Here is a 25,275-nt window from a genome sequence, read left to right on the forward strand (position 1 = left end):
CTTGGCGTTTTTTCTTATCGAACTATTTATTCGTGACCACGGTAGGATTCAAACCTACGACCGCTGGAGCCGAAATCCAGTGCTCTATTCAGCTGAGCTACGTGGCCAATTTATTTTATGAACTCAATTTTGCCTTAACAATGCCAGAAATGGTTTTCCCGTCAGCTTGACCGGCCAATTCCTTGGAGACAATCCCCATCACCTTTCCCATATCCTTCATTCCTTCTGCTCCCACCGCGTCTATAGTCTGTACCACTACTTTTTCAATTTCCTCTGCGGTTAATTGCTCGGGCAAGAATTTTTCGATGATCGCAGCTTGGGCCAATTCCGGCTCCGCCAAATCCTCTCTCCCTTGTTCTTGGAATATGGTAGCGCTATCCTTTCGTTGTTTTACCAGCTTTTGCACAAGTTTAATTTCGTCAGCTTCGCTAAACCCCTCGGACGCACCTTTTTCAGTGCTTGCCAACAACAATGCCGATTTAATGGCACGTAAAGCTTCCAAAGCAACAGTGTCTTTGGCTTTCATCGCGGCCTTCATCTCAGTCATAACTTGTTCCTGCAATCCCATTTCCATTTATTTTGGGCAGCGAAGATAAAAAATAAACCCGAAAGTTTCTTAACTAACGGGTCTATCATTTCCATTTAAAATGGATACCATTTAAACACTACTAATCAACATTATCGTGCAAAAAAGAGTTGTTGGATCGCAACTGCATTTCATCATTGCTATCCTCACTCAATGTGGTGCGTGATACTTTTTGCTCTTTCGGGCTGTCCTCCAAATCTACCCCTTGCCTTTTGTAGGCAGGCTGTTTTTCTATTTCATCAATGCTGTTTCGGTTGTTCTGAAACTTATAGTTGAAATTCTTTAGCTTTTTTCTTCGTTCATCGGCCCTATCTTTTAGCATGTCGCCAATGGAACTATTGGTAGGGTCCATATTCCCAGATGAAGCTCCATCTCCAGTGGAGGCTTCAGGGGCTATTGTTTTCTTCTCGAAAACCAATTCATCCTCGACCAGCTTGGGCTCATGGGTTTCGGCTACGGAACGGGCACCCGTCAATTGGGTTTCCAGTTCCATGTATTCTTCCAAATTGTATCGGGTCTCCCCTTCTTTATTGTATTCCAAAACGGGTTTAACCTCTACGAATTCCTGCACATCAATCTCCTTGATGGAATCATCATCCAAATCGAAGGTAATCGTATTTTGTGTTTCTTCCTCTTCAACTTCTTCAGCGTTCAGAGGCATATCAAAGGTCAAAGCAAACTGGTCTTCTTCAGCTTTTGGAGATAGCACTTCTGGATCTACTACTTCAATGTCGTTTAGAATACTCTTGGCTTCGATGATCACAAAGTCATCTTCCACATTTTCTGGCACCACTTCTTCGTAGAACACATTAAAATTCTTGATATAGTTGGTGGTCGGAATCAAATCGGATTCCGGTTCGTTGGAAACTATTTCAGGCTCATTTGGCTCCTCTTCCATTTCCAAAGTGTGGCGAACTACTTTCGGTTCTTCAGTTACTGGTGGTTTTTCCAGTTTAATTTCCTGTACCGATGTGGCCTCTGGTGTCAATTCCTGTTCCGCGGTTTGTTCGTCCTCGAGGGTATAGAACACTTTTTTGCTTTCCGTGTTAACGATGTGATCTTGTTGATCCACATTAAACCCCGTGGCAATCACCGTTACGGCAATGGCATCTCCCAAATTCTCGTCTTCCCCAACACCCATAATGATATTGGCTCCGTGACCAGCTTCTATTTGAATGTAGTCATTGATTTCACCGATTTCATCGATGGTAATTTCCTGTGTTCCAGAAACAATCAACAAGAGAACATTCTTGGCCCCATTGATTTTATTATCGTTCAACAATGGCGAATCCAAAGCCTTCATGATGGCCTCGCTTGCCCTAGCAGATCCTGAAGCAGTGGAAGAGCCCATTATGGCCGTACCGCTATTGGAAAGCACCGTTTTTGCATCTCTAAGGTCGATATTCTGGGTATAGTGATGGGTAATAACCTCCGCAATTCCCCTTGCTGCAGTTGCCAATACTTCATCTGCCTTGGAAAAACCGGCCTTGAACCCCAAATTTCCGTATACCTCGCGGAGTTTGTTGTTATTGATCACAATCAAGGAATCCACATTGGCACGCAGTTTTTCTATACCTGCCTGGGCCTGTTTATTCCGCATCGCCCCTTCAAATTGAAAGGGAATGGTTACAATCCCTACCGTAAGCACATCCATCTCCCTGGCCACCTTTGCAATGATCGGGGCAGCACCTGTCCCCGTTCCACCGCCCATACCTGCAGTAATGAATGCCATCTTGGTATTGGTTCCCAGCATGGCCTTAACTTCTTCCATACTTTCCAAGGCGGCTTGCTCTCCAACCTCCGGATTGGCCCCGGCACCCAAACCTTCCGTAAGGGAAACCCCTAACTGGATTTTGTTGGGAATGGGACTGTTCTGAAGGGCCTGTGCATCTGTATTGCAGATCACAAAGTCCACTCCATTGATTCCGGCCTGGAACATGTGGTTGATGGCGTTTCCACCACCTCCACCAACGCCGATTACCTTAATTACGTTGCTCTTGTTTTTGGGGAGATCAAAAGCGATGTTGTCAAATTCGGTGCTCTTACTCATGACAGTTGTGTTTCGTTTTAATGGGGTTATTATTCTGCGTTATCCAAAAAGTCCTTTAATTTCTCGGACCATTTGTCAAATATCGATTTGCGTTCTTTGTTCGCCGGGCTTCCTCCATGCTCCTGTCCTACCAACACTCGCTCCTCTTCCGGCACAGCGTCTTCTTCCTGCATAGTTTGCTTGTTCGTAGTTTCTAAGGCGTTCATCAAAAGCCCAACAGCTGTTGCATACAAGGGGCTGGCAATTTCCTCATCGGAATCTCCGGCCAAATGTTCGTTGGGATATCCAATTCGGGTGTCCATACCGGTAATATATTCCACCAATTGCTTTAAATGTTTCAACTGGCTTCCCCCACCTGTAAGGACAATTCCTGCAATCAATTTCTTCTTTTGATCTTCATGTCCGTAGTTCTTTATTTCTACATACACCTGTTCCACAATTTCCACCACACGGGCATGGATTATCTTCGACAGGTTTTTCAGGGTAATTTCTTTAGGCTCACGCCCTCTTAATCCGGGAATGGAAACAATCTCATTGTCCTTATTTTCTCCGGGCCAGGCCGATCCAAATTTTATCTTAAGCAGCTCCGCTTGTTTTTCAATAATGGAACAACCTTCCTTGATATCTTCGGTAATTACGTTTCCGCCAAAAGGAATCACAGACGTGTGACGAATTATACCATCCTTGAAAATGGCCAAATCAGTGGTTCCACCTCCTATGTCAATCAAGGCCACCCCAGCTTCTTTTTCTTCTTGGCTCAAAACCGCTTCTGCTGATGCAAGCGGCTCCAAGGTGATGTTTCCTAGATCTAGTCCGGCACTTTTAATGCATCTTCCAATGTTTTTGATGGATGAAACCTGTCCAACCACCACATGGAAATTGGCTTCCAGGCGACCGCCATACATGCCTTTGGGCTCCTTTATCTCGGATTGGCCGTCCACCTTGTATTCTTGTGGCAGTACATGGATGATTTCCTCTCCAGGCAACATGACCAATTTGTACACCTGATTACACAGTTTTTCCAAATCGTCGTCATCAATGACCTCTTCGGAATTGGGGCGGGTGATATAATCACTGTGTTGAAGGCTTCGGATATGTTGTCCGGCGATACCCACGACCACAGAACCGATTTTAAGTCCGGAGTTTAACTCCGCCTGTTCCACTGCTTGTTGGATGGAGGAAATGGTCTGGGTGATGTTATTGACCACGCCCCGATGTACACCCAAGCTTTTGGATCTACCGGTTCCTAAAATTTCTATTTTTCCATAGTCATTTTCCTTACCAATGATTGCTACGATCTTGGTAGTTCCAATGTCCAAACCAACCGAATAATTACCCTGTTCCATACTTTAAATTTTGGTACAAACCACTTGATTGCTGAATTCTAAACTTACTACTGCATACTTCTCCAAGGACTTGTCCTTGGCAGCTTTTGCATAAAAGGCCATAAAATTTTTAAACTTCTCGTTGAGGTTGTCCACCCCTCCCAAATTCACAACAAAATTCTCTAGGCGGAACTTGAGTTGGTATTTCCCTTCTTCCTCAATATGTATCCCAATGACATTTTTCCTGAGAAAATCGTCTTCGTTGATATAATTCAAAATAACATAGGCATCCTCTAGGGTCTTCCCAGTAATTTTACCTGTAATTATGGGCACCCTGGCGGAATGGTGTTTGGATAACGGCATGCGTTCCCCCAAATCATCCAAATAAAATTTGGAGACTCCCTCTACCCTTCCAATTGGTTTTCGCTGAACAATCTTGGATATAAGTTCTCCGTTTACAGTAAGATAGACTTGGGCATTTTTCACCATTTCGTTGGACTGTAGTACCTCCTCTATGGTATTCAAAACTAATTGTTCTTTGGGCCTATTTTTTACGGTGCCATAATTTTGTATTAACAATTTATTAACTGAGGCCTCGGTTAGATATAAATTGCTGTCTCCCAAAAATTTAATGGAAATATCTTCCACGTTTTTGTTGTTGCTCCTGTAATCGGCAAAACCGTAAAGGGCAACCACCACGAGGGACAAAAAAATCAATTTTACATTGTTCCAATTAACTCGCATAGGCCAATTCTTTTTTTATTTTGGGCACTTCCAAACCTATATCCCCTGCTCCCATAGTCACCAAAACATCTGTTTTACTTTGCTTTATCTCATGGATCAAGTCCGATTTTGAAACCAATTTCTTATTTGGATTTTCAATTTTGTCCAATAGCCATTCGGAATTGACCCCGGCAATAGGTTCTTCCCTTGCCGGATAAATTTCCAACAATAGGATACCATCAAACTTGGACAGACTTAAGGCAAAATCTTCCACAAAATCCTTTGTCCTGGAAAATAAATGGGGTTGGAAAACAGCGATTACCTCCTTGCTCGGATGCATTTCCCGAACCGCATCATGTACGGCATTGATTTCTGTAGGATGATGTGCATAGTCGTCTATAAACACAAAGTCCTTTTCCTTGATTTGATATGAAAAACGGCGTTGGACACCTTTAAAGCTTCCCAAAGCTTCGGCAAGACGGTGCGGAGGGGAACCAGCCTGCACCGCCATCGCAAAAGCCGCTAATCCATTGAGCAGATTGTGCCTGCCCGGTTTGTTAAAACGAACTTGCTTCAACACCTCTGCAGGTGTGACCAAGTCAAATAGGTAGGTCCCATGTTCAATCGTTATATTCTCTATTCGAAAATCCGAATCACCCCCAATTCCAAATGTGTTACCCTGTAATGGCAAACCGCTCTTGACAAACAATTTCCCACTCGGTTTCAAACATTCCGTAAAATCTCGGAAAGATTGATGCAATTCCTTCTCGGTTCCATAGATGTCCAAATGGTCGGCATCCATGGAGGTTATACAGGCCACATCCGGGGAAAGTTGTAAAAATGAACGGTCGAACTCATCAGCCTCAACAACGGAATACGCTGTGCCATCCAAGACAAAATTGCTGTTGAAATCCTCCGAAATTCCGCCTAAAAAGGCTGTAAATGGTGTACCTGTTTCCTTAAGCAAATGTGCTAGAATACAAGATGTGGTTGTTTTGCCATGAGTTCCGGCCACTGCGAAGCAGAAAGTGTCCCTAGTGATAATGCCAAGCACTTCGGAGCGCTTTTTGACCTCAAATCCATTCGCCCTAAAATAACTAAGTTGGGCATGGGAATCCGGTACTGCTGGTGTATAGACCACCAAGGTCTGCTCCGAATTCCTAAATGCAGTGGGAACCAAGTCCATGGAATCCTCAAAATGGACAGTAATCCCCTTGGTCTCCAAGGTATCCGTAATAGGGCTTTTGGTCCTATCGTAGCCAATAACTTCCTTCCCGACAAACTTGAAATAGCGCGCCAACGCGGACATACCGATTCCACCGATACCGATAAAAAAAACGTTATGTATGTCCTTCATATTCATTTTAGCAACTTCTCTATTTCATCAACAATATGTTCTGTGGCTTTTGGCAATGCCAGTTTTTTAATGTTCACACGCAGTTCAGCCTGTCTTTGTCCTGAATCCAGCACTTCCGAAAAGCTTGTTTCGAACTTGGCATCCAATTCGGATTCCTTCAATAAAATAGCCGCGTTCCTGGACGACAAGGCTTCCGCATTTTTGGTTTGATGATCCTCCGCTACATTCGGGGATGGAATAAAAATCACGGGCTTGCCCACCAAACAAAGCTCGGATACCGAACTTGCCCCTGAACGGGAAATAATAAAATCCGCTGCGCTGTAGGCATGATCCATTTGATTGATAAAGGCCACAACTCGAACCGAGTCCGAGTCGTACTTTTTATATTCATCGTGATACAATTTTCCGCATTGCCACAGCAGCTGTATGTTCTTGTTTTTAAAGAAGTCCAGTTCCTTTTCAATCAGCTGATTGATGCGTCTTGCACCTAAACTCCCTCCCAAAACCAGTACTGTCTTTTTCGCTTGGTCCAAGCCATAGGTGGTAAGGGCCTCATCCCTACCCACGTTTAAGTGGACCAAATCCTGGCGCACGGGATTTCCTGTCTTAACAATTTTCTCCTTTGGAAAGAATTTTTCCATACCTTCATAGGCCACACAAATGCTATGGGCCCTGCTAGCCAAGAGCTTGTTGGTTATGCCGGCAAAGGAGTTTTGTTCTTGAAGTACACAAGGCACCTTGGAGCCTGCTGCCATACGCAGTAATGGCCCACTGGCAAACCCTCCGGTGCCAATAGCTACATCAGGTCGAAACTGTTTTACTATGTTGCGTGCTCTCAACAAACTACTTATCAGTTTAAAGGGAAACATGAGATTTTTCAATGTCAGTTTCCGTTGTATTCCACTTATCCACAGCCCTTCAATTTTGTATCCGGCTTGCGGTACTTTCTCCATTTCCATTTTATCCTTCGCTCCAACGAACAAAAATTCAGCATCTGGGTGCCTTAATTTTAGCTCATTTGCTATCGCAATAGCTGGATAAATATGTCCGCCTGTTCCTCCTCCAGAAAGTATGAACCTATAATTGCCCACTCAATATTTCTAAAGGGTTCGTCTCATCTATTTCATGGGATTGCTCCTCCAAATTCTCTTTTTTATTGCTTGCGCTCAACACAATACCGATGGCCATACAGGTCATCCATATTGATGTCCCTCCCATACTGATCAGCGGCAAGGGCTGACCCGTTACCGGGAACAATTGCACCACCACTGCCATGTTGATGAAGGCTTGAAAAACTATCGGTAAGCCCACTCCTATGACCAGGAGTTTTGAGAATACCGTCTTGGCCGAATTGGCCACTACCACAATCCGAAACAGTAACAACAAATAGAAAAATAGCAGCGCTCCACCTCCCAACAATCCATACTCCTCGATAATGATCGCAAAAATGAAATCCGAGGTGCTTTGGGACAACATGTTCTTCATCACACTTTTTCCAGCTCCTTTGCCCACAACCCCGCCTTCGGCTATGGCAATCTTTGCTAAGGTAAGTTGGTGCAAATCGTCCTTATCTGCTTTTTCAGGGCTCCAAAAAGTCTCTATTCTCGATTTCCAGGTAGTCGCTCTTTGTCCCGGAATTACCTCCGGTGTCTTGAAAATGACAAACAGGAACATGGCCCCAAGAATCAATCCCGCCCCTACGATACTGAACAGGTATTTGAGCGGATATCCTCCTAAAAAACACAATACCAACACCAGAAAACAGATAATGGCAGCGGTTGAAAAGTTCTCGGGCAATATCAACAGCACCACCAAGGCCGAGGGCAGCCAAAGCGGCAAAATACTCTCCTTGAAAGTGATGGTCGTATCCTTGATCTTTGTGAGGTATCGGGCCACCCAAATCATCAATACCACAGAGGCCAAGGTGGACGTCTGAAAATTGACGCCTACGAAGGGAATCTTAATCCATCGGTTGGCCGTGATCCCGCCAATTTTAGTCTCTACCGTTAAGGTATAGGCCAATAAAATGAGTACGATGGGCATTGCAATTATCGACAGGCCTTTAAAGTAATGGGTAGGGATGCGGTATACCGCGTAGATTATCCCAAATCCAAGAAATAACAGGACCGCATGTTTCACCAAATGCCCAATCGTGGTACCATCGTCATTGACATAGACCAAATTGGTACTGGCACTATATACCGGTAAAAATGAGAAAAGGGCCAGCAGGGCCACGAGTCCCCAGATGGCTTTATCCCCTTTCAAATTTTTAAATACCGATAACATTCCTATAAGTTTTTAATTGCTGTTTTGAATTGATTTCCCCTATCCTCATAATTTTCGAAGAGGTCGAAGCTTGCACAGGCAGGTGACAACAGCACCGAATCTCCCCGTTCTGAAATTTTATAGGCCACTTTTACTGCTTCCTCCATGGAATAGGTTTCCACCATGAGCTCAATAACATTACCAAAGGCTTCTTTGAGCTTGGAATTGTCCATTCCTAAACAAATAATGGCCTTTACCTTTTCGCGTACCAGGGGCATCAATTCGGCATAATCGTTTCCTTTGTCCACTCCTCCAACAATCCAAACAATGGGTTTTTTAATGCCATCCAACGCATAGTATGTGGCATTAACATTGGTGGCCTTAGAATCGTTTACATACTCTACATGATTGATTTTCAAGACCTTTTCGAGCCTATGAGGAACACCTTGGAATGACTGGATGCTCTTACGGATAGTTTCCTTTCTCACATTCACCAATAGGGCGGCCAATCCAGCTGCCATGGTGTTTTTTACGTTGTGCTGGCCTTCCAAGGCCAAAATATCAGTGCTCATTTCCAAGGTTTTATGTTCTACGTTCAGTTTAATTATGTCCTTATCCAACCAAGCTCCTTCCTTTTGCTTCTCCCTAAGGGAAAAGGGTAACAATTTGGATTGAACAGGGTGCTTTTCCAACCACGCCGTGATTACGGCATCATCGGCATCGTAAATCAGGTAATCGTACTGATCTTGGTTCATCGCTATCCTAAATTTGGAAGCGATATAGTTTTCGAACTTATAATCATAGCGATCCAAATGGTCGGGTGTAATGTTGGTGATGATGGCAATTTTGGGTTTAAAATCCACGATACCATCCAATTGAAAACTGCTGATTTCCAACACATACTCTTCCCAATCCTGGTCAGCCACCATTTTGGCGAAACTATCACCAATGTTTCCTGCCATTCCTGCCTTCAATCCACCTTCCTTTAGCAAGTGGTGGGTTAGCATGGTGGTGGTGGTCTTACCGTTGCTACCAGTGATTCCAATAAGGGTTGCATTGGTATACTTTGATGCAAACTCAATCTCAGAAATTACCGGAATCCCAGTCTTAACCAACTGCTTAACCAAAGCAACTTTGTCCGGTATTCCCGGACTCTTCATCACTATATCCGCATCAAGAATCTTAGCTTCGGTATGCTTTCCCGACTCCCATTCAATCTCAAAATGTTCAAGAACCTGTTTATATTCTTCTTTGATTTCGCCTTTGTCCGAAACAAAAACCTCAAAGCCTTCTTTTATTCCCAAAATTGCGGTACCTACACCGCTTTCGCCTCCACCAAGTATCACCAAGCGAGCCATCTACCGAATCTTCAAGGTGACGATGCTCACAATGGCCAGAAATATTCCAATGATCCAAAAACGGGTCACTATCTTGCTTTCGTGGTACATTTTCTTTTGAAAGTGGTGGTGCAACGGAGCCATCAAGAACAAACGCTTTCCTTCTCCATATTTCTTTTTGGTGCGTTTGAAATAGCTCACCTGAAGCATCACCGACAGGGTCTCTGCAAAGAAGATTCCGCACAAAATGGGAATCAACAGTTCCTTTCTCACAATGATGGCAATCACCGCGATCACACCTCCAATGGTAAGGCTGCCCGTATCGCCCATAAACACTTGGGCAGGAAAGGCGTTGTACCATAAAAATCCAATCAAGGCCCCAACAAATGCCGCTATAAAAATCAAAAGCTCGCCTACCCGTGGGATATAAAAAATGTCCAGATAATCCGAGAATTCAATATTCCCGGATACCCAGGCAAAAATGCCCAGGGTTAATACAATTATTGCCGAAGAACCTGCCGCCAATCCATCGATACCATCCGTAAGGTTGGCCCCATTGGATACCGCGGTAATAATAAAGATCACTACGGGAATAAAAATGAGCCAAGCATAGCTTTCCATTCCTTCCCCGGCCCACGAAATCCATTCTGCATAGTCCAGTTCGTTATTCTTGAAAAAGGGAACATTGGTCATTACGCTCTTGGTCTCCTGGCCAAACACTTGCTCCACATTGAAGTCTTCGGTTATCCGGGTCGAGTCTTTTTCCTTGATGGTAACTTCAGGGTGGAAATACATAATGGAACCAACAATCAATCCAAGCACAACCTGCCCCATGATCTTAAATCGGCCTTTGAGTCCCTTTTTATCCTTTTTGAAGATTTTGATGTAGTCATCCACAAAACCAATGATTCCCATCCAAATCGTGGTGATGATCAACAAGATGATATAAATGTTCTTTATATCAGCGAACAACAATACAGGGATTAGGGTCGAGATGATAATGATCAGTCCGCCCATGGTGGGTGTTCCAGCTTTTTGTTGCTGTCCTTCTAATCCCAAATCGCGGATACTCTCCCCAATTTGCTTCTTTTGAAGAAAGAGAATGATACGCTTACCATAGACCATGGCAATCAAAAGAGACAGCATCACGGACATAGCGGCCCTAAAGGTGAGGAACCCAAAGAGTCCTGCTCCAGGCAGTTGGTATTGCTTCTCCAAATATTCGAACAAATAGTATAGCATTGCTAGACTTTAAACTATGGATTCAAGACAAAAGATGTTAGAATCAAGACGCTAATATTCTTAATTTGGAATCTTGTTTCTTGTCTCTTGTTTCTTGGTTCATTCCTGTTATTACAATTACTTTCCGAGGTCTTCGAGAGCCTCCTTTACTTCCTTGAAATCATCAAAATCAACGCGCACACCATCAGTTTCTTGATAGGTTTCGTGCCCCTTGCCGGCCACAAGGATAATATCGTTGGCCAAGGCAAGTTTACAGGCAGTTTTAATGGCCTGTTTCCGGTTTTCGATGGACAATACTTTTTTGGTGTTTTGAGCTTCGACCCCTGCTTCCATTTCCTCAATGATCGTGGTCGGGGACTCCGTTCTGGGGTTATCGGAAGTAAAAATGGCCTGAGTACTCATTTCTGAAGCGATATGACCCATAACCGGACGCTTAGACTTGTCACGATCACCACCACACCCCACTACGGTGATGACGTTTTCATTTCCAGTCCTCAATGCGTTGATGGTAACCAACACATTTTTTAATGCATCCGGTGTATGGGCATAATCAACAATTGCCGTAATTCTCTCTTTCGATATAAAATATTGGAACCTACCGTCAACGTTTTCCAGTTCACTGATAAGTTTCAAGGTTTCCATTTTTTCAAGGCCCAAAAGGTCCGCGGTGGCATAAATGGCCAAAAGGTTGTAGGCATTAAAATCTCCTATCAACTTGGACCAAAGCTCATTTTCATCAATCTTCAGCAGTTGCCCATTGAACTGTTTTTCCAAAATTTGGGCTCTGTAATCCGCGTAGCTCTTTAGGGCATAGGTCTGCTTTTTGGCTTTGGTGTTCTGTAACATCACCTTCCCATTCTTGTCATCGATATTGCTCAAGGCAAAGGCCGATTTTGGAAGGGCATCGAACAACTTTTTCTTGGTATCCCTGTATTCTGCAAAGGATTTATGATAATCCAGATGATCATGGGAGAGGTTGGTAAAAATTGCTCCGGCAAAATGTAATCCTTCCGACCTTTTTTGATGGATTCCGTGGGAGCTCACCTCCATAAAACAAAATTCCACACCCTCCCCGTTCATTTCGGAAAGGTGTTGGTTTATGGTCATTACATCTGGAGTGGTATGGCTTGTTTTATATTCCTTGTCATCCACCATAATTTTTATGGTTGAGATCAATCCTACCTTAAATCCGGCTTTTTTGAAAAGGTTGTACAAAAGGGTACTGACCGTTGTTTTTCCATTGGTTCCTGTAATTCCAACCAGTTTCAGGTTTTTGGAAGGGGAATCGTAAAAATTGGAGGCCAGTACTGCCAAGGCACTTGCACTATCCGGCACCTTTATATAGGTAACCCCATTGACCACCAATTCCGGTAGTTCTTCGCACACCACGGCTTTGGCTCCCATTTCAACAGCCTTTTGCAGGTACTGGTGCCCATCGGTTACCGTACCTCTCACCGCCACAAAAACATCGTCCATTTCCACTTTTCGGGAATCGAAATGAACCTGATTTACCATAACATTGGTATCTCCACTCACTGCAGAGAGGCTAACACCAAACAATATGTCCTTCAATAACTTCATGAAAGTTCCAGTACAATTTTTGTTACTTGACCAATGTCCGTTCCCTGGGTGACGGATTGAGCTTTAACTTTTCCATTTCCGCGTACTTCCACCTCAATACCCAGATTTTCCAACAGGGAAACCGCATCCATACCGCACATTCCCTTTACGTTGGGTACTTTGGGGTACTCCTTTTGGATGTGAGCATAGTATTGCTTGTATTTTTTATCCAGGATTTCCTCGTTAAAAGCCTTCCCTTGAACTTCATCGACAATTGGAGATGTGGCATATATTTTTTGCGCCATGGATTTAAATACCGGGCCGGAGACATCGGCACCATAATAACCTACGCTCTTATCTGGCTCGTGAATGACCACAATGCAGGAATATTTGGGATTATCCGCTGGAAAATAACCGGCAAATGAGGAGATATAGGCCAATTTATCGGGATCCTTCGCCACATAATTCTTTTGGGTGGTCCCTGTTTTTCCTGCCATGGAAAAACTCTTGGAGTACAATCCATGCCCTGTACCAAAGTCCTTCTCCACCACTTCCTTCATCAGTTGGCGAACTTTGTTCACCGTCTCCTGAGAGCATATTGAGGCATTGGTCACCTCCTTGTCAAACTTTTCGAGCACTTTGTTGCCTTCCTTAACTTCTTTGATGAGCCTTGGTTTTACGAATTCACCATTGTTGGCAATGGCATTGTAAAAGGCCAAGGTCTGCATTGGTGTTAGGGACACCTCATACCCATGGGACATCCACCCCAAGGAGATTCCTGACCAACCTGGGTCTCCCGGATAACGAATTACCGGCTTGCCTTCTCCAATGATCGGTAGATCCAATTTTTTATGAAGTCCCATATTCATCAATCGATTGACAAATTTTCCTGGGTCTTCCTTATAATTCTCATGAATCATTTTGGCAAAGGCAGTGTTCGAGGAAACGGCAAAGGCTTCGGAAACCGAAATTTTACCATACCCGCCCCACTTGGAGTCTTTGACAACCCTGTCATAGATGCGGTATCTCCCTTTTTTGGTATCGATTACCGTGCTGGTGTCCACCACCTTATCTTCCAACGCAGCCACAAGGGACATCAATTTAAAGGTAGATCCAGGTTCATGGGATTCACCTACTGCATAATTTAGTTTTTCATAATATTTGCCCTCGGAAGTCCTTCCCAAATTGGAAATGGCCTTAACTTCTCCAGTGGCCGTTTCCATAACCACAACACAACCATGATCTGCCTGATATTTTTCCAATTGGGCCAACAGTTCGTGGTGGGCAATATCCTGAATGTTGATATCAATGGTCGATACTACATCCAAACCATCTTGGGGCTCCACAATATTATCCAAGCCAACAGGTTTCCATTGTTCTTTGGCAATTTTCTGCTTAAGGCGCTTGCCTTCCTTCCCTCTTAGATATTGTTCGCCAAAGGCGCCGTCCAGTCCAACCCTGGTATAGTACCCATTTTCGTCCACACGCTCATAGCCAATGCTTCGGGCAGCCATTTTGCCCAATGGATATTCCCTCACCACTCGGTGCTTTTCAATAAATCCACCCTTGTACGGCCCTTTGCTAAAAAGTGGGAATTTTTTAATCCTTACATAATCCAAGTAATCCACATTACGGGCCACCAGTTTATAGCGGTTGCCATTGGCCCTTGCTTTTCTAAAAAGTTGCCGGTAATAGGACGATGGTCGGTTGAACATAAGCCCCAAAGAATCTGAGAGCGCACCAACGTGATTTTGAAAATCGTCTTCATCCACGGTTTTTGCATCAAACCGAATCTCATATTTAGGTACGGACGCAGCTAGGAGACTCCCATCGTCGGAATACAGATTTCCACGATTGGGCTCTATAGTGAACATTTTCTCGGTCTGACTCAGGGCAAGTTCCTTGTATTCCTCACCCTTAACCATCTGAATGTCCACCAACCGGACCACTACCGCTATGGCAAACACCAGTAAGCACCCGGCAATCAGGTACAAGCGATTCATGATATTTTTTTCGGTGATGGCCATTAATCCGTTGACTTTACTTTTATTTTTTGAGGTGGGTTTTCTGAAGGTTTAAGCCCTTCCAAAGCAACCGTTTCCCGAAGCGTGGATTCCAACTTGAGTTGTTGCACGGTGGAACGATGCTTAAAGAATTCACTTTTAAGCTTTCGCACCTCTTCGTTCAAAGCGGCGATCTCATGTACTTTTTTATCGGCATTATGGCTGCTCGAAATCATCATGGCCGCCAAAAAGGAAGCGAACAAAAGGAATATCCAATTTTTGGGAGCATCCCCGCTCACCAAAAACTTTCCTTTTAGTATGTCCAGTAATCCTTTTTTCATATTCTAGTCTCCATTTATCATTCCCGCGAAGGCGGGAATCCTAATGCTCATATTCTTTATCCCTGCTCCGTGCTCATTCCCAAGGTCAATCATCGGCTTGTCACGAATTCCACAAATACCCTTAACTGGGCATAAATCTTATATGCGTTCTGCAATGCGGAGCTTTGCACTTCGCGCCCTGTTGTTCCTGGCTATTTCTTCTGCTGATGGTATTATTAACCCGCCTACTTTTTTTAAAGGGACATTGATGTTGCCGTAAAAATCCTTTTCGGGCTCCCCCTCGAACTTTCCTGCCCGAATAAACCGCTTTACCAATCGATCCTCTAAGGAATGGTAACTGATCAGGCTCAACCTTCCCCCTTCGTTTAGCAAATCGGGAGTTTGAAGCAATAGCTTCTTTAACACCTCGATCTCTTGGTTGACCTCAATCCTGATCGCCTGATAGATTTGGGCCAAAATCTTGTTTTCTTTCATTTTGGGCAAAAACCTTTGCAACACAGTTTTTAACTGGTCCGTAGTCTTTATGGGCTCCCCAGTTCTTGACTCGACAATCGTCTTTGCCATGGCATTTGCATTGCGCAATTCACCGTATTGGAACAAAACCGATGCTAAATCTTCTTGGGAATACCTATTGACCACTTCGAAAGCAGAAAGGTCACTACCTCTGTTCATCCGCATATCCAAGTCTGCATTAAACCGAATGGAAAAACCGCGTTCCGCCTCATCGAACTGATGGGAAGAAACCCCGAAATCAGCCAAGATTCCATCAACTTTCCGAATGCCATAGAACTTTAAATACTGTTTGAGAAACTGGAAATTTTGGTTGATCAATTGAAATCGTTCATCATCAATGGCATTGGCCAGTGCGTCCTCATCTTGATCAAAGGCAAACAACTTACCTTCGTTACCCAGCCTTTTCAATATTTCTTTGGAGTGTCCCCCGCCACCAAAAGTGACATCCACATAAACTCCATTTTCTTTTATGTTCAACCCGTCCACCGATTCTTGCAGTAAAACGGGATCATGGTATTGACTACTCATCTTCAGCAAAAATCTCCTCCGCCAAGTCGGCATAGTCCTTCTCACCTTCAGCCAAGACCTTTTCGTACCTGTCCTTGCTCCAAATCTCAATTTTGTCGAATACGGCATTGAGCACCACTTCTTTTCCGATGCCCGCATAGTCCACAAGATTTTTTGGAATTTGGAGCCTCCCCGTATCCCCATCAATAGATACCTCCTTCATCCCTGCCACAAAGTTTCGCACAAAGGCATCGTACTTGCGACTGATCTTGCTTTTCTTCATCACCTTCTGCATCAAAACATCAAATTCCTGTTTTGGATACAGCTCCAAACACTGCTGAAAAACAGACCTTTTGATTACAAACCCATCCTTCAAAACAGGCAAAAGCTGGTTCTTTAAGGATATAGGCAAAATCACCCTACCTTTGGTATCAGCTTTACAATCATGTTGTCCTATGATATGGGTCACTAGAAATCAATTAGTTATAAACCATAACTCAAATATATAGATTTTATTTCCACATTTCTCCACCAAAATCCACTTTTGTTAATAAATTCTCCACTTTTTAGATGAAAAGCGGAAATCTGGGTATGAAATCATACCTAGAATCTATTTTACCTGTTCTACGATCAAAACCCGTTCTTGAATTGCTCATTTCAGCAGGGTGTCCAAAGTCCAATTTTGTGTGGTCTGAATTGTCTATATTTGCCTACCAAGGACCAACGGACTATAGATGGAAGACCAAATCATTAAGGAAGGTAAATTCAGGTATATTGAAATAGGCGAAGGCACCCCAATGATCATCTTGCATGGCTTGATGGGTGGATTGAGCAACTTCCAAGGGGTTTCTGAGTACTTCCCCTCCAAGGGATACCAAGTGCTGATTCCCGAACTTCCCATCTACGATATGCCCATGCTGAAGACCACCGTGAAAAACTTTGCCAAGTTCTTGGAGGAATTCATAGAGTTTAAAGGGCTTAAAGATGTTATCCTTTTAGGCAACTCCTTGGGCGGGCACATTGGACTACTGCATACCAAATTGTTTCCTGAAATGGTAAAGGCCTTAGTAATTACAGGTAGCTCTGGGCTTTACGAGAGTGCCATGGGAGACGGATACCCGAAACGCGGCGATTACGAATTCATAAAAAAGAAGGCACAGGACGTTTTTTATGATCCAGCCGTTGCTACCAAGGAAATTGTGGATGAAGTATTTGCAACGGTCAACGACCGCATGAAACTGGTAAAGACCTTGGCCATTGCCAAAAGTGCTATTCGCCATAACATGTCCAAAGACCTACCCCACATGAATACCCCTACTTGCATTATTTGGGGCGAAGACGACTCCGTTACCCCACCTAATGTGGCCAAGGAATTCCATGAACTTCTTCCAGATTCCGATTTGTTCTGGATAGAAAAGTGTGGTCATGCTCCTATGATGGAACATCCGGATGAATTCAATACCATCTTAGAGGCTTGGTTGCAAAAAAGGGACTTCTAGGGGCTATTTTAGTTAACAGTTTACAGCTTTTAGTTTACGGCATACCGTTTTCAATTCTTGGTAATTGTTAATTGATCATTGGAAATTGGTTATTGGTTATTGGTTATTGGTTATTGGTTATTGGTTATTGGTTATTGGTTATTGGTTATTGGTTATTGGTTATTGGAATTTGGAATTTGGAATTTGGAATTTGCTTAAAGTATGCATAGCTAAAATCTACCCAACCCTTGCCTTTATATCTCCTTAAGTCCTATTCCCCACCAGTCTTGTATCTTTGCCCTTGATTTTTAAATCTTGAAATGAAAATTACCTCCGCCGAGTTTGTAATGAGCAATTCCAATGTGGCCAAATGTCCGAACGAGCCCTTGCCGGAATATGCCTTTATTGGTCGTTCCAATGTGGGAAAGTCCTCCTTGATCAATATGCTAATGGACCGCAAGCATTTGGCAAAGACTTCTGGCCGGCCCGGTAAAACCCAGCTCATTAATCATTTTAAAATCAACAAAAATTGGTTTTTGGTTGATTTGCCCGGATACGGCTATGCCCGCGTTTCCAAAAAGGACAAAAAGACTTTTCAAAAGTACATTACGGAGTATTTTCTAAAACGCAAACAGTTGGTATGCGGTTTTGTTCTTGTGGATATTCGACATGAACCCCAGCCTGTAGATGTTGAATTCATGGAATGGTTGGGAACCAACGGGATTCCTTTTTCCCTTGTGTTCACCAAGGCGGATAAGCTGAAACCAGGGGCGATTGACAATTATGTCAAGACCTATCTCAACAAACTTTTGGAAGGTGCCTGGGAAGAAACCCCTCCCCACTTTGTCACCTCCTCTTCAAAGCACATGGGGCGTGAATCACTGTTGGGTTATATAGACAACATCAACCAAGAGTTTTTTGCCTCCTAAAATGGCATTTAGATTCGCTCCTGAATTAATCCAATAAGCTCCTCTGCGTTGTTAAGCCTGTTGAGTTCTTCGGATGATATCAATATATCCAAACTTTCATCTTGCCTTGTATAAACGGAAGGGAAATTAAACTGTGGGCCATACTGTTGGATAAATTCATCCCTATGGAGGAATTCCATCTCCAAACCGCGCTCCCTCCTGAATTTATTCCAAACCTTGTTTTCGGAAACTTTTCCAAAAGTAATATCACATAGACTACACTGATAGGTGGAAGGGCTTAGCACCTTGTGCATACTATCCAAGATTGCATTGCGGATACCTGAATCGGCATTGTACACAAACAACAGATGGGTCGGGCTCGTTTTCATTGATTTGTTTCGTCTTAAGCGATCTACACTCCTTACACCCATGTTTGCACATATGGGTATAGCTTATCAGATTAAGGCTATGCAACTTACGACCATTTACTTTCTTGAGTAAACAAACTCATCCACATTCCCTTGCTTTACAGGAAAGAGGGCACTGAATAGCACGCCCCCGATTACGCAGGTAGGGATTGCGATCAAGGGATAAATATAAAAGTTGATGGATGTATTATATTTTACAAAAGCGAGGACGGCCACACTCAAAAGGGCTCCGGCCAAGGTACCTTTCCAGTTGGCCTTTTTAATGAAAATCCCAAGGATAAAGATTCCCGCGATAGCGCTTCCCAATAAGCCCACCACTTCTTGAAAAAAGAAAAACAGGGATTTAACCGGGAACGCTGCCATTAAGCAGGCAATTGCCGTTCCCAGGGTGCCCACAAAAACTGTAACCCATTTTGCCAAATTCAAACCTTTGACCTCCGAGTATTTTTTGGAAAATCGCTTGTAAAAATCAACAGTGACCACGGTGGATACACTATGCATGCTACTATCCAAACTCGACATGGAGGCGGAATAAATGCCTGCAATCACTAGTCCAGCGACTCCCGGGGGTAGGTGTTTGGTGATAAAAAGCGGAAAAATACTATCGTTTTGCATGCCTATGGACAAAAACTCAGGATGTTCCTTGAAGTAGACGTACAGAAAAGTTCCCATACAAAAAATCAGTATCCCAGCTGGAATGGCCATGATACCATTGAGCCAAATACTTTTCCTGGCCTCTTTTTCATCCGCAGTGGTCATGTAGCGCTGCACTACGGCTTGGTCTGTGGTATAAGGTGCAAAATTGAGTGCAAAAGAGCCCAAAAACAATGACCAAGTCACCACTTCGGTAAAACTTAGTCTAAAATCGAACAATTTCATCTTGCCGTCGGCAATTGCTGTCTCAAAGATGTACCCGACATCCCCAATCTCCAATGCAATAAAAATCAAGCCAGCGACCAATCCCAAAATAAGCACAATTACCTGAATCACATCAGTCCAAATCACAGCCTCCATTCCCCCCAAATAGGTATACACAATGGCCAATATGCCCATAATTACGATCGCTAAATATATATCCATTCCAACCACAGTGGACAGCGCCAGTGCCGGCAGATACACCACAATCCCCATCCGCACCAGTTGAAACAGCACAAAGGAGACACTACCAAACATTCTAATAACGATGTTGAAACGCTTTTCCAGATATTCGTAGGCCGTTGTAACCTTGAGCTTCCTATAAAATGGCAGGTAGAAGGCAACTACAACCGGTACCATAAGCAAAATGGCAAAATATCCCAAGTAGGTCTGCCAGTCAAAAGCATAGGCGAGTGCAGGTTGGGATAGGTAAGTGATGGCACTCAACATGGTGGCATAGATACTTAGGCCTGCCGCCCACCATGGAATTCTACCGCCACCCAAAAAGTAGTCGTCGGTTGTTTTATTTCTCCGGGAAAAATACCATCCCATTAAGATCATCAATACCAAATAGGTTACCAACGTGATGTAATTTGCAGTTCCAAAACTGGCCTGATAGGGCCTGAATGCCCCCACCATAATTTCATTGGTACGCACTCCGGGGCTTACTTCCCCTCCAGGAATTACAATAGCTCCATTCCAGTCCAAAGCATTTGTCACGACTTTAGTTTGTGGGAGATTCCCGCGTTGGGTCCAAGTATCTGTTATAGTGTGATAAGCCCAAACGGATGTTGAAAAGGCAGTTGTTCTCAATAATTCTCTTGCCCGGTTTTTTAAAGTGCTTAATCGAAGATTGATGGAATCATTACGGTCCGTGGTGGATTCCAGTTCTCGAATTTGGCGTGAGATATCCAAGCGTTTGGCCAAATGTTGTTGTGCGCCACCCGCTCCCCCAAAAATCAAAATATGTGAGTCGCCTTTTTTTATGGCCGGCGCTGCGGCCAAATATCCGCCTTGGATTCCGGGTGTCCCATTGCTGGGAATCCTTTCTTTTTGCGTCCACTTTTCTTGATGTGGGTCAAACTGATACACATCGTCCAGCATGGCTATTTCGGGTGATTTGGATGGATTTATCTCCAATCCGCTAAAGACGTAAAGACAATCTTGGTGCCCATTACTTTGTCCGATAACCACCGGTTGTATTCGAGCTATTCCCGGAAACTCGTCCAACTCCTTCCAAGTGTGAACTGCTCTTCCCAAAGAAGGTGATAGGTTGAACGATAAAAACGTTTGTGAGGAAGGACCTCCCTTTGTGCTTTGCCCACCGACCAGGTACAAGTTGTCGCCTACCACTGCCCCGCCCATTCCAGCCAAGGGCACGGGCATGGATGGTAATTCGTTCACCACAACTTGCTGCAATACGGAATTCCAACGCAGTTGAAAAACAGCATTGAACACTTCCCCTGCATTGTCACCCCCAAAACAATACACTCCTTGAGCTGTACTGATGGAGACCCCATTGGCCATCGGAAACGGTAGTTCAACAGTCTGATCTATCCATTGTTTTCCATTGCCGTTGTCCACCAACACATAAATGGATTTATACCATCTTTTTTCTCCACCTTCCCAAACAGCTTCTTCGGGAAAATTAGTGCCCCCGGCAATAATCAAGGCATTGTTATGGATTCCGGTGAAAGCCCCATTAAGACCAACTTTGTTTGGGATATAGGCTTCGTTGGACCAATCCAAAATGCTATCATCCTCCTGAGTAAATCCATTTAGGACTGATATAACGAGCAATAAAACTGTAGTTACATATCTCATTTGGTGAATTTTGAAGCTAATATAATTGAAAAATATTGAATGTATTATGTTATACATATTAATATTTGACTCAGTGAATTGAATTCAATTATATATAGGCCGCTCATTTGGAAAAAAACTATTCGGAACGCAAGGGACTCTTGTATTGAAGCCCTATCAGTTTGGCACCTTAAATCTTTTTGTGAATATTCCTTCATACGGATTCTCCAATCCAGCTTCGAATACCACCAGAATTTCATTGTTGGACAATTGGGCTAAATCTGAATAGGCAGCGGCTCCCTCAAATATTGGAATTCTTTCATTCCAAGACCTACCCCCATCCCTGCTCAATGAAACTGTCATGTTTACTCTTGAAATGCTATCGGAAGGATTGCTGAACAGCAAGATATGTTCTTCGCCCCTTTCTATATCCAAAAGCGCGCCCTGGCAAACCGGTTCGGGTAGTTCTGCCATAATATGTTGGTTTTTCCATGTGGCACCCCCATCATCGCTATACGCCACTTGTCTTCCCTTAATACTGTCACGGGCATAATTTCTCATATTTAAGACGAGGTCTCCATTTTTGAGTTCTGCAACGGCACACTCATTTACCTGATCGTTTGGTGATATGCCTCCCAACTGCCAGGTCATCCCGTGATCGTCGGAATATATGGAATGGGAATACATTTTCCTGGATTCGGCCCGTATATGATCACAGGCAACCAATAATCTTCCCTTGTTGGGTTCCTTCTTTTTTTGAATACCATGTACAGGACCCGTTGCATACCAGGTCCAGTCGGGTAGCTTAACAGCTTTGGTAATGTTTTTTGGGTTGCTCCAAGTTTCCCCATTGTCCTCCGAAACCATATGAAAAACTTCTCTGGTCCCCTTGCTTGTTCCAGCGATGATTTCGGATTCGTGATCTTCCCCCAAATTCCTGGTAAGCAACAAATGAATATTCCCGGTGGTTTCATCCAGTACAGGCGCCGGATTACCGCATACATTGTTGCCATCGTCCCAGATAACGCTTATCGGTCCCCATGATTTTCCGTTATCGTCGGATTTTCGCATCACCAAATCAATGTCCCCAGTATCTGAACAGCTATTTTTTCTTGCTTCCGCAAAGGCAAGTATACTCCCATTTTTGCCAGGCACTACGGCTGGAATCCGAAAACAGTTGTAGCCCTTGTCCCCTTTTTTAAACAGGGTATCCATCACCGCTTCTGCCTTTTGGGGTTCCTGGGATTTCTCGTTCGATTTATTTGAGCTGTACGGTTTACAACAGATTAAAAAGACGGAAATCATTAAAATTATCGGGAAGGATATTGGCTTTTTCATTCGTTTCTCTTGGACAGTTATCTTGCCCATAAAAATACAAAGGTCTGTTTTACAAATCCACTCGCGAACTGGGGCAAGGATTTACTGCTGAAGACCCAAAAGTTGGGGCAGTGGTACCAACTGATAACCCTTACCCTTTAAACTGGAGATCAGACCATCCATTCGGTCATAGAATTTATCCGTACGATCAGGATGGGTTCCCAAATGGGAAAGCAACATAAACCCATTTAATCCTTGCTGTTCCTCAAAAGACGAAATGGACTTTAATATAACATCACTATCCCGATAGATTTCCATTTCCGGGATGGTGTAATCCGCATGTGACAAGGTTCCTGGGGTATAATTGATCATGGTTACACCCATTAGGTCTGCCCATTGCGTAATTACTTCGTCATTCCATTCATAAGGGGGTAAAAAATAAGGCGCCTCTTCTTTTTTTATACCAAACTTTTCCATTACTGCATAATTGGCCGCCAAATCCGATTGGAATTCTTCCTGACTCACCAATCTTTTTTTATCCTCACCCCAATCGTTGTAGAGCAGGTGTTTATCTGAATGCGCCCCTAGGTAATGCCCCCGAGCCTTGGCTTCAGAAATGAAAGCATTAAAATCACTGTTTCGATAGAAATTCCCTGTAAAAAAGAAGGAAGCCTTGACTCCGTGTTTTTCCAACACCTCAAGAATCACATCTGCGCCATCCCCAAATTCATCCGCGGAAAACATAAGGTTGATTTGCTTCTCCGTCGTATCACCACGGATTATAGCCCCTGTGTTATCGTATTCCAAGAATCTCTTTTTACGCCCTTTGGACAAGCTTTCATGTTCCAAAGTGGAAAGGTAATAGACGAGACTTGCCGTTCCATCCATGGTAGGTTCATTTGTGGAATAATCTCCCACATCGTCGTGGTACACGACCAAATCCGACTGAAACTCCGCATATTCATCAGGCTCAATTAGCTCAAGCCCAATTAAACTGTTGAAAATAGAACCATAAACAGGGCCATCCACGAGACCGCCGTTGGTTGGATATCCTTCCAATACTGTTAGTGAAGAGTGGGGCGCGATTGGATAATCCGCATGTTCTGGTAGCCCTACGATCATACTGGTTCCCCATGGATTGGTTCCAAAGAGCCAATCGCGGAGGGCGGCCTCCATTTCCAGGTACGTATCATCTCCGGTCAACTTGTGGTACAACCTACTTTGTGTTACTGCGGCCGTAACAAAATTATTGGAGCACCAAACAAAGGGGACTCCCATAAAGAATGGATTGTCCTTGCCCCTTTCATGCAATTTTTCCAATCCCTGCCGATAATAATCCGCGACCGTTTCACCATTAGCTTCATCCTTTATGGCATCTGCTATTTGATAATGCCCCACATTCAAAAAGGGGTAATACTGGTAGTGCCTCACAGTATCACGTCCAATCCAAGGGGTTGTCTTTTCTTCGGAGGCATAGAACAAAGCGTCTTTTTTGAATCCATCTTCTTGGGTAAGTTTGTACAAGGTACCTGCAGCAAGTTCCATATCGTCCACCCAATTTTCTTCCTCATAAAAATAGGGAGCCTTACAAGGAGCTGTTTGGCTAACCCCTGGATTTTGCTTGCCATATTCATATGCCGCCTTGGCCCGTGCGGGTAAATCCCCCGTATATGCTTCGGGAAAGAAATCCTTGAGAACAACCGAACCTAGCGCAAAAGCGGAGGCGTATTTTCCCGCTGTATTGGCTACACCCGTGGACCTGTTTTGGTACTTTTTAAGGCCCTGTCTTTCAGCAGAAGCAAGATAAACCGGCCTACCTTTTTGATTGGGGTCATATACCACCGTGTCCTTATTGGGAAGACGATAACCGGAATGATCCCTGTCGTCTGCAATCTGGTTGTAAAATTCAGTCGATGATGGATTCATTTTCTTTAACCAATCCATACCCCATTTCGCCTCATCAATGACATCTGGAATGCCATTAGGTCCGGGTAAACCATTAGCCCCGTATGTATCTTCGAATGCTCCTGGGTTTTGTTGATAGGCGAATAAAAGTTGATATACCGCATTGGCAGATGTCGCGGTATATTGGAGATAATCCGTAGCATCGTGCCAACCACCGGTTACATCCAAACGTTCCCCGGTCTTGGTAGGATGGTAGAGGATAAATCCGTCATCCAAATGGCACGAATCGGCAAGATAGGGATTGTACCCACAGCGCTGTTGCCGCATGTATTCCAGAAGAAAATCGGCAGTCCGGTCATAAACATCTGCATTTATGCGAAAGACCTTGGATTTCACCCCGTTGGCCATGATATAATAGGAACCCGGGGTTTGCAAGTCGCTAAAGTTTAGACGGAAAGAAGATTTGAAAGGTCCGTACGCTCCCTTGGACTTTACTTTATCTGTATGAAAAACCGCTTCGCCAGTGGATTGGTCATGAACGGTAAATTCGGTAACTTCTTTAGTTCCAAACGACCCAAAAACCGCTACTTTTTTTGCTTGGGGCTGGTACCCCAACAGGTTGGTCCTGATTACGGCATTTTCCTTTTCCGAACTACAGGAAATCAACGCAAAAACCGCAATTGCGACACTCAAAATATTCTTCATGGTTCCA

General features: G+C 43.8%; 20 protein-coding genes and 1 tRNA gene. 2 read left to right on the forward strand and 19 right to left on the reverse strand.

Features of this window, described 5'->3' with window-relative positions:
* Positions 1-33 precede the first annotated feature (33 nt).
* The 15 genes from M3P07_RS16270 to M3P07_RS16340 all read right to left on the reverse strand — a co-directional run bounded on the left by M3P07_RS16270 (position 34) and on the right by M3P07_RS16340 (position 16,278).
* A tRNA-Arg gene (locus tag M3P07_RS16270) sits at positions 34-107 on the reverse strand.
* Between the two features lie 8 nt (positions 108-115).
* Entirely contained in the window at positions 116-568 is a 453-nt protein-coding gene (locus M3P07_RS16275; RefSeq protein WP_249970985.1) for a GatB/YqeY domain-containing protein, read from the reverse strand.
* A 100-nt stretch (positions 569-668) separates the two neighbouring features.
* A complete protein-coding gene (gene ftsZ / locus M3P07_RS16280) occupies positions 669-2,636 on the reverse strand; it encodes a cell division protein FtsZ (RefSeq protein ID WP_249970986.1) in 1,968 nt (655 codons plus the stop codon).
* Positions 2,637-2,665: 29 nt separating this feature from the next.
* On the reverse strand, positions 2,666-3,982 hold the full coding sequence (ftsA, locus tag M3P07_RS16285) for a cell division protein FtsA (protein ID WP_249970987.1): 1,317 nt from the start codon (positions 3,980-3,982) through the stop codon (positions 2,666-2,668).
* Positions 3,983-3,985: 3 nt separating this feature from the next.
* A complete protein-coding gene (locus M3P07_RS16290; protein WP_249970988.1) occupies positions 3,986-4,705 on the reverse strand; it encodes a cell division protein FtsQ/DivIB in 720 nt (239 codons plus the stop codon).
* Positions 4,695-6,047 carry a UDP-N-acetylmuramate--L-alanine ligase gene (murC, locus tag M3P07_RS16295; RefSeq protein WP_249970989.1) on the reverse strand — a complete coding sequence of 451 codons (1,353 nt, stop codon included), beginning with the start codon at positions 6,045-6,047 and terminating at the stop codon, positions 4,695-4,697. Before murC ends, M3P07_RS16290 begins: the two co-directional genes overlap by 11 nt.
* Complete coding sequence (gene murG, locus M3P07_RS16300; RefSeq protein WP_249970990.1) at positions 6,044-7,132, reverse strand: undecaprenyldiphospho-muramoylpentapeptide beta-N-acetylglucosaminyltransferase; 1,089 nt, start codon at positions 7,130-7,132, stop codon at positions 6,044-6,046. Before murG ends, murC begins: the two co-directional genes overlap by 4 nt.
* A complete protein-coding gene (locus M3P07_RS16305; RefSeq protein ID WP_249970991.1) occupies positions 7,119-8,327 on the reverse strand; it encodes an FtsW/RodA/SpoVE family cell cycle protein in 1,209 nt (402 codons plus the stop codon). The genes murG and M3P07_RS16305 overlap by 14 nt, the downstream gene beginning before the upstream one ends.
* A gap of 2 nt (positions 8,328-8,329) precedes the next feature.
* Complete coding sequence (murD, locus tag M3P07_RS16310; protein WP_249970992.1) at positions 8,330-9,664, reverse strand: UDP-N-acetylmuramoyl-L-alanine--D-glutamate ligase; 1,335 nt, start codon at positions 9,662-9,664, stop codon at positions 8,330-8,332.
* The gene (gene mraY, locus M3P07_RS16315) at positions 9,665-10,885 is read right to left on the reverse strand and encodes a phospho-N-acetylmuramoyl-pentapeptide-transferase (RefSeq protein ID WP_249970993.1); all 1,221 of its coding nucleotides are present in this window, start codon (positions 10,883-10,885) and stop codon (positions 9,665-9,667) included. It abuts the gene before it with no gap.
* Positions 10,886-11,002: 117 nt separating this feature from the next.
* Positions 11,003-12,466 carry a UDP-N-acetylmuramoyl-L-alanyl-D-glutamate--2,6-diaminopimelate ligase gene (locus tag M3P07_RS16320; RefSeq protein WP_249970994.1) on the reverse strand — a complete coding sequence of 488 codons (1,464 nt, stop codon included), beginning with the start codon at positions 12,464-12,466 and terminating at the stop codon, positions 11,003-11,005.
* Positions 12,463-14,472, reverse strand: a complete 2,010-nt coding sequence (locus M3P07_RS16325) for a penicillin-binding protein (RefSeq protein WP_249970995.1) — start codon at positions 14,470-14,472, stop codon at positions 12,463-12,465. The genes M3P07_RS16320 and M3P07_RS16325 overlap by 4 nt, the downstream gene beginning before the upstream one ends.
* Positions 14,472-14,789 carry an FtsL-like putative cell division protein gene (locus M3P07_RS16330; RefSeq protein ID WP_249970996.1) on the reverse strand — a complete coding sequence of 106 codons (318 nt, stop codon included), beginning with the start codon at positions 14,787-14,789 and terminating at the stop codon, positions 14,472-14,474. Before M3P07_RS16330 ends, M3P07_RS16325 begins: the two co-directional genes overlap by 1 nt.
* 138 nt (positions 14,790-14,927) lie before the next feature.
* A complete protein-coding gene (gene rsmH / locus M3P07_RS16335) occupies positions 14,928-15,830 on the reverse strand; it encodes a 16S rRNA (cytosine(1402)-N(4))-methyltransferase RsmH (protein ID WP_249970997.1) in 903 nt (300 codons plus the stop codon).
* Positions 15,823-16,278, reverse strand: coding sequence for a division/cell wall cluster transcriptional repressor MraZ (locus M3P07_RS16340; protein WP_249970998.1), 456 nt, complete (start codon positions 16,276-16,278; stop codon positions 15,823-15,825). Before M3P07_RS16340 ends, rsmH begins: the two co-directional genes overlap by 8 nt.
* 265 nt (positions 16,279-16,543) lie before the next feature.
* On the opposite strand from M3P07_RS16340, the gene M3P07_RS16345 reads away from it, so the two are divergent.
* Both M3P07_RS16345 and yihA read left to right on the forward strand, forming a co-directional pair.
* On the forward strand, positions 16,544-17,308 hold the full coding sequence (locus tag M3P07_RS16345) for an alpha/beta fold hydrolase (protein WP_249970999.1): 765 nt from the start codon (positions 16,544-16,546) through the stop codon (positions 17,306-17,308).
* A gap of 299 nt (positions 17,309-17,607) precedes the next feature.
* Positions 17,608-18,216: a ribosome biogenesis GTP-binding protein YihA/YsxC gene (gene yihA, locus M3P07_RS16350; protein WP_249971000.1), complete on the forward strand. Its 609-nt coding sequence runs from the start codon at positions 17,608-17,610 to the stop codon at positions 18,214-18,216.
* Between the two features lie 8 nt (positions 18,217-18,224).
* On the opposite strand, the gene M3P07_RS16355 is transcribed toward yihA, so the two are convergent.
* The 4 genes from M3P07_RS16355 to M3P07_RS16370 all read right to left on the reverse strand — a co-directional run bounded on the left by M3P07_RS16355 (position 18,225) and on the right by M3P07_RS16370 (position 25,268).
* Entirely contained in the window at positions 18,225-18,584 is a 360-nt protein-coding gene (locus tag M3P07_RS16355; protein WP_249971001.1) for a GTPase, read from the reverse strand.
* A gap of 96 nt (positions 18,585-18,680) precedes the next feature.
* Complete coding sequence (locus M3P07_RS16360; protein WP_249971002.1) at positions 18,681-21,362, reverse strand: sodium:solute symporter family protein; 2,682 nt, start codon at positions 21,360-21,362, stop codon at positions 18,681-18,683.
* A 156-nt stretch (positions 21,363-21,518) separates the two neighbouring features.
* Positions 21,519-22,679, reverse strand: a complete 1,161-nt coding sequence (locus M3P07_RS16365) for a sialidase family protein (RefSeq protein WP_249971003.1) — start codon at positions 22,677-22,679, stop codon at positions 21,519-21,521.
* Between the two features lie 81 nt (positions 22,680-22,760).
* Positions 22,761-25,268, reverse strand: coding sequence for a bifunctional glycoside hydrolase family 9 protein/polysaccharide deacetylase (locus M3P07_RS16370; protein ID WP_249971004.1), 2,508 nt, complete (start codon positions 25,266-25,268; stop codon positions 22,761-22,763).
* Between the last annotated feature and the right edge of the window lie 7 nt (positions 25,269-25,275).

This window comes from Flagellimonas myxillae (assembly GCF_023502235.1).
GTDB classification, from domain to species: domain Bacteria; phylum Bacteroidota; class Bacteroidia; order Flavobacteriales; family Flavobacteriaceae; genus Flagellimonas; species Flagellimonas myxillae.